7 protein-coding genes and 1 pseudogene are annotated in these 5,625 nt (G+C 47.7%); all 8 read left to right on the top strand.

The annotated features are described in order from the left end of the window. Nucleotides 1-315 (top strand): annotated as a pseudogene (locus RH88_RS23635) (hypothetical protein); the annotation flags it as partial. Continuing rightward, the gene (locus RH88_RS18065; RefSeq protein WP_005598721.1) at nucleotides 308-1,387 is read left to right on the top strand and encodes a phage baseplate assembly protein; all 1,080 of its coding nucleotides are present in this window, start codon (nucleotides 308-310) and stop codon (nucleotides 1,385-1,387) included. The pseudogene RH88_RS23635 and the gene RH88_RS18065, both read left to right, overlap by 8 nt. Beyond that, nucleotides 1,381-1,995, top strand: coding sequence for a phage baseplate assembly protein V (locus RH88_RS22785; RefSeq protein WP_005598720.1), 615 nt, complete (start codon nucleotides 1,381-1,383; stop codon nucleotides 1,993-1,995). The genes RH88_RS18065 and RH88_RS22785 overlap by 7 nt, the downstream gene beginning before the upstream one ends. A 9-nt stretch (nucleotides 1,996-2,004) precedes the next feature. After that, the gene (locus RH88_RS18055) at nucleotides 2,005-2,451 is read left to right on the top strand and encodes a phage GP46 family protein (RefSeq protein WP_005598719.1); all 447 of its coding nucleotides are present in this window, start codon (nucleotides 2,005-2,007) and stop codon (nucleotides 2,449-2,451) included. Continuing rightward, nucleotides 2,441-3,523: a baseplate J/gp47 family protein gene (locus tag RH88_RS18050; protein ID WP_005598718.1), complete on the top strand. Its 1,083-nt coding sequence runs from the start codon at nucleotides 2,441-2,443 to the stop codon at nucleotides 3,521-3,523. Before RH88_RS18055 ends, RH88_RS18050 begins: the two co-directional genes overlap by 11 nt. Next, complete coding sequence (locus tag RH88_RS18045; protein WP_005598716.1) at nucleotides 3,514-4,098, top strand: putative phage tail protein; 585 nt, start codon at nucleotides 3,514-3,516, stop codon at nucleotides 4,096-4,098. The genes RH88_RS18050 and RH88_RS18045 overlap by 10 nt, the downstream gene beginning before the upstream one ends. 2 nt (nucleotides 4,099-4,100) lie before the next feature. After that, complete coding sequence (locus tag RH88_RS18040; RefSeq protein ID WP_005598714.1) at nucleotides 4,101-4,985, top strand: hypothetical protein; 885 nt, start codon at nucleotides 4,101-4,103, stop codon at nucleotides 4,983-4,985. Next, nucleotides 4,985-5,536, top strand: coding sequence for a hypothetical protein (locus RH88_RS18035; RefSeq protein WP_005598712.1), 552 nt, complete (start codon nucleotides 4,985-4,987; stop codon nucleotides 5,534-5,536). The genes RH88_RS18040 and RH88_RS18035 overlap by 1 nt, the downstream gene beginning before the upstream one ends. The last annotated feature ends 89 nt before the right edge of the window (nucleotides 5,537-5,625 follow it).

The following is a 5,625-nucleotide window of genomic DNA, read 5'->3' as shown; positions in this document are numbered from 1 at the left end:
GAGTTATCGAACGCAGTGCAAGCCTCACTCGATGAGACAGCGCAAACCTCGCTTAATAACGGGATGATGCAATCATGGCGCGCCCTTCGTGGTGTTCGTATTGCGTTAAAGCGTGATGTGGATGAGCGTGTATTGTTGCTCCCAGAGGTGCGCGAGATTAAGCCGTATGTGACCATTCCGGTTGCATTGCTGGCGTATCAAGAAACAGGCTCTACAGAGAGTCGCGATGGCATTATCAAGCGCAACAAGCTACGCCATCCCTCTTTTGTGATGCAAGGTGAAACGGTAGAGATTGCGGTGGTGAAAAATGGCTGAGGTTTATTTATTGGTTAATGGCGTTCGCTATAACGGCTGGACAGAAGTCAGCGTCTCGCGCTCATTGATTAACCTTGCAGGTGAGTTTGATTTAAGTCTTACGCGCACATGGAGCGAAGCTGCGCCTATGACGATTAACCCTGGTATGCCTTGCGTGGTGATGATTGACCACACGACGGTGATATCAGGCCACATCGATGACTTTATCCCCACGTACAGCTCGAAAGAAGTGAAAATTCAAATAACAGGGCGTGATAAGACGGGCGACTTGGTGGATTGCGCGGCCGTGTACAAAGGCAGTCAGTGGACAAACGTAACCTTTACGCAGATTGCTCGCGACTTGTGCGCCCCTTTTGGTATTAACGTTATCGATTCTGTCAGCCAGCAAACTATCGCGCCTTATTTGCTCGATGCGGCGATTGATGAGCGCGTACTCTTTGCCTCTTGGCGTATCGAGCAAGGCGAAACCGTTGAAGACAACCTAAGACGCGCTGCTCGCCAGAAAAGCGCATTAATTACCTCTAACGCTCAAGGTAACTTATTAATAACCGCGCCAAGTCAAAAGGTGCTATCGACCAAGTTAACCCTTGGCGGCAATATCTTGGCCGCCGCGGGCCGTTTTTCTTGGCGCAACCGTCATGACACTTACATGATTAAGGGCGCAGGTTATACAGGCGGCGATATGGATGATTCACCGAGTGCTGACAACATCGGCAGAGCGATGTTAATTCGTGACCCAGAGGTAAACCGTCACCGCCCTAAAATTGTGCTCTCTGAGGATGCCTTCACCGCCGAAGGGGCCACTCTTCGCGGTCAGTGGCAAAAGACTCGCGATGTGGGTTCATCCACACAGACCCAAATTACCGTGGCGGGTTGGTATCATGATGGACAAGAGCTATGGAGAGAAAACGTGTTGGTTAAAATTGAAGATGAATATCAAAACCTCAATGCAACGTGGCTGATTGTCGCGGTTCGTTTTGTTGCAGGTGATAACGGCCAACTAACACAATTAACCCTCATGCCGAGCGATGCGCTGAGTATTGAGCCGCCAGCGAGTACCATGCTATGGTAGAGTTTGCTCAAATCGCCAATAAGCTGCTTACCCCAGTGAAGCGCCGTATGCAGCTCATGGTAGATAGAGCGATAGTGACCACGGTCAACAACTCGCTCACTCGCCAGAACTTGCAACTCATCGCACTAGAGGGCGAAACACCCAACAACGTGGAACGCTTTGTTAACTACGGCAGTATTTCTTATCCACCGGATGGCTCTGAGGCTATCGTGGTGTGTCCTGGTGCAAATCGTGATGCCATGGTGGCCGTTGCGGTTGACCATAAGACAACCAGACCACAAGGTGGTGAGCAAGGTGATTCCGGCCTGTACCATCTTGAGGGCCATTTGTTTATTTTGACCAAAGATGGCTTATTCAATCTATCAGGAAAGAAATTGAATCTCACCCTAGAGACGGAAGTGGTTATAACTACACCAAAGCACACTATTAACGCTGATGAGACAATCTTCAACGGGAAAGTAGTGGTCAATGGTGGTATGGAAAGCCAGTCGCTTAAATCGGGTGATATCAACGCAACCAAGACGCTCAAAGTAGCCAGCGTCGATGTAGGCAAGCACTCGCATTTAGACGCAGAAGACCGTCCAACCAAGGCCCCTACTGCCCCATAAAGGGCAAGTATGAGCGCAAAACTCACCTGGCATACAGACCATTCAGATATTGAACTGGGCTCCTCTGGTATCAAGCAAGATGACTCGTGGTTAACACTGGTCATCTTGATGCTTTTTACTGACCGTCGCGCACTAGACGATGACGAGTTACCTGGTCGAACAAAAGACCGCAGAGGTTGGCCTGGTGACACCTACTTTCCCTACCCAATAGGCAGCCGCTTATGGCTGCTTCACCGTGAAAAGATTGTCCCTCGCGTTTTGTTTGATGCAAAAGATTACGCACAAGAAGCGCTAGAGCCTCTTGTGCTTGAGGGGTACGCCAGGAGCGTATTCGTTGAGGTTAGCGTCTGGAATAAAGATTGGATGCGCTTTGATATCCGCATCGTAAAACCTGACGACAACACAATGAGCTACGCCATTAGTCAATTATGGGAGGCGCAACTTCATGCCTTATAGCACGCCATCGTTATCATCACTTATCGCACAAGGCGAAGGTGACATTGATTTTTATCTACAAGGCAGTCAAGCGCGATTGCCTTTTAGTATTGAGCGCAGCCTAAACTTTGCAAACTCGGCCATGATGAAAGATGCCTACGACCACCAAGAGTGGATTGCGCGTCAAATCATCCCAACCAAGAACTCAGACGACGAGTGGATAGTTAAGCACGCAGAGCGTCGCGGCGTTATCCGTAAAAAGTCCAGTGCAAGCATTGGCCCTGTATCGATTAGCGTTAACCCAGGCACGCAGGTGCTGCTAGGTCAGCGTTTTCAACGCGGCGATGGCGTCATATTCACAGCGCAAAATGCAGTCACCGAGCAAGACGGCCAAGTGACGCTTAGCGTTAAAGCACAAAGCAGTGGTAAAGCAACCAACTGCGAAAGCGGCGTCGAACTCACCCCTATGTCTAACATCGTGGGCGCAAAGGGGAATGCAATTGTTGGTAAGGATGGTCTTCGAGGCGGCGCTGATATCGAATCTATCAGCGATTTGTTGTATCGCTTGCAGCTTAAGATGCGTAACCCACCACAAGGTGGTGCGCTGTTTGACTATGAACAATGGGCGCTTGAAGTGCCAGGCGTAACGCGTGCGTGGGCAAATAACGCATGGCAAGGGCGTGGCACTATCGGCCTAACGTTTGTGAACGATAACGAAGTCGATATCTTACCCTCAAACGAACAACTAGACGGGGTAAAAAACTATTGCATCGAGCACCAAGATCCCGCCACAGGTGTGCGTATTGGTATGCCCGCAGGCCCTGAACTTGTGCCATACGCCTTAACGCTTAAGGTGATAGCTCTGCGCATTCAGGTTGCGCCAGATACACTAGAAACCCGTAAGGCAGTTACGGCCTCTCTTAAAGCGTTAGAAGTGCGTGAAGTGCGCCCAAACGGTACGCTCTTGATTAGTGATATCAGGCAGGCAATAAAAACGGCGGCAAGCGTTCGTGACTATACGTGCAACATAACGGAAGACCAAACCAGCAAGCGAGATGAGCTTTTAACTTTCGGGGCTATCACATGGCTATGACGCATGAAGATTATCATCGCAGTCATTTGCTATTGCAGCCTCAAGGCGCTGCATGGTCAAAAGAATCCGGTGGCTTATATAGCCTCTCTCTTGCGCTAACAAAGCCCTTTCATCGATTAGATGAATCCGGTGACGCATTAATGGGAGAGTTCACACCAGAAACCAGTACGCAGCTCTTGGATGAATATGAGAAAGCGTTCGGGCTGCCTGAATGCAGTCAGCTATCAGAGCAAACCATTCAAGCGCGCAGAGATGCGCTATATGCAAAAGATACTCACGAAGGCGGATTGTCCGCAATCGCATTAGAAGAGCTCTGCGCTGAATATGGTTTTGATGTAAGCATTACCATTACACACCGCCATCATTGCTTGCGTAGCTGCATCTATCCTATCTATCCAGACGAGCGACACTTTTATATCACAGCGCACGTCAAATCGACGCCAGTCACTCGTATGAGCGTGCTGGATAATTGTTTAACGCCCTTGGTCACTATTGATGAGTTGGCCGTCACCTGCATCTTAGATAAGTACGTGCTTGGTGGTTGGGAAGTGATTTATATCTTTGCTGAGGAATAGTTATGCATCCTTTACAAAATGGTACGCAAGCTGAAGTTGCGCCATCACCTAAACCCAAGAAAGGTGAGCCTGGGTATTTTACCGAAAGCGGTGAGAGCGGCTTACCTAGTATTCCGGGGGCTGATTGGTTTAATGCGGTTATTAAAGAGTTTCAGAACGCACTTACAGCAAATGGCGTAGCGTTTAATCCTGATAACTTTGACCACCTTCAAAAGTTATTCGCTGCTAATGGTGATCAGTTTGCGCCATATCGAGCTGATAGAGTCTATCGCTATGGTGAAGTGTGCAGCACCATCGTTAATGGTCAGATTAAATTTTGGCAGTGGTATTCCAATACTGAATCGCTTGCAGGAAAAGATCCTCTAAATGAAGCTAATCGCCGTCCTGGTTGGTCTGATACAGCTAAGTCGTGGTACTGGTCTCCATTCAACGGTTCACGTCCTGGTGAGACGGTTTGGTGGGGAGGGTCTGAACTTCCCGAAGATGTCATTTTGGATAATGAGCAGGAATTGCCTGTCGTTGTCTACCATCGATTAGCTGTTGCTAGACCTGATTTAGTTTCTGGTGGCGTTATTAGAATGAAGCCAGCTAGTGGGCGATACTTACGTGCCGCTAATGGCTCAAATTATATTGCAGGTGAAATCCATGGTGATGCGATCCGAAACATTACCGCTTCAATCAGTGCGCTGAACGCAACCAATGTAGGGCAATCCCCATATGGAGCCTTTTATCTCGATAATTATAACAATACTGGAACAATGAGAACGCCACAAGGTTCGGCATATAATGGATTCCTGACCTTGGCATTTGATACCTCAAGAATTGTTCCTGTAGCCAATCAAAATCAACCCGTCACATTAATAGAATGGAAAGGAGTAGCAATATAATGATTGAGCACTATTTTTTGTGGGATAAAGAAACATTCATTGTTAATCACGCTGCTATCTCAGTTTTTAATGGCTCGATGATGACTGAGCACCCAGCAACAGCATTAACTGTCAAACCGTTACCAGCAAAAGCAAATAACGTGGTGGTGGTTTGTGATATTGATGAGCGCGGAAAACCACACGGTACGAAGTATTTGGAAGACCATAGAGGGAAAACAATTTGGCTGAAATCTGATTGTAATCAATCAAAGCAAGTCGGCGAACTAGGCCCTATAGGGGATGGTTGGACTCTTTTGAAGCCCGAAACACCGTATGATGAATGGATTAACGATGCGTGGGTAACGAATATCAGTAATCAGTACATAGCTGAGTATGACAAGGTTGATACCACTCGGCGTTATTTATACTCACAGATAAGTGACCCTCTTTATTTTGAGTCTGGCAGAGAAGAGCGCCAAGGGAATCACGATATAGCTCAAGCATTAGAAAGCCAAGCCGATGCAGCAGTCGAAAAAATAAAAGCAGAAAACCCTTGGCCCAAAAATCCATAAACAACGCAAAAACAAATGAAAGGGTGTTTACTTAATGCCCTTTGTTTTATTTGTTTTAACTTGTGTTTCAAATGATTTTCCGCGCCACA

Source organism: Vibrio scophthalmi LMG 19158 (assembly GCF_000222585.1).
Lineage (GTDB): Bacteria > Pseudomonadota > Gammaproteobacteria > Enterobacterales > Vibrionaceae > Vibrio > Vibrio scophthalmi.
The sequence above is the reverse complement of the archived record's forward strand: the minus strand, read 5'-3'. Positions and strand labels throughout refer to the sequence as shown.

Excerpts from the sequence above, each read along its gene's own strand:
- RH88_RS22785 (WP_005598720.1), top strand. The coding sequence starts at position 1,381 with ATGGTAGAGTTTGCTCAAATCGCCAATAAGCTGCTTACCCCAGTGAAG.
- RH88_RS18065 (WP_005598721.1), top strand. The coding sequence starts at position 308 with ATGGCTGAGGTTTATTTATTGGTTAATGGCGTTCGCTATAACGGCTGG.
- RH88_RS18035 (WP_005598712.1), top strand. The coding sequence starts at position 4,985 with ATGATTGAGCACTATTTTTTGTGGGATAAAGAAACATTCATTGTTAAT.
- RH88_RS18050 (WP_005598718.1), top strand. The coding sequence starts at position 2,441 with ATGCCTTATAGCACGCCATCGTTATCATCACTTATCGCACAAGGCGAA.
- RH88_RS18045 (WP_005598716.1), top strand. The coding sequence starts at position 3,514 with ATGGCTATGACGCATGAAGATTATCATCGCAGTCATTTGCTATTGCAG.
- RH88_RS18040 (WP_005598714.1), top strand. The coding sequence starts at position 4,101 with ATGCATCCTTTACAAAATGGTACGCAAGCTGAAGTTGCGCCATCACCT.
- RH88_RS18055 (WP_005598719.1), top strand. The coding sequence starts at position 2,005 with ATGAGCGCAAAACTCACCTGGCATACAGACCATTCAGATATTGAACTG.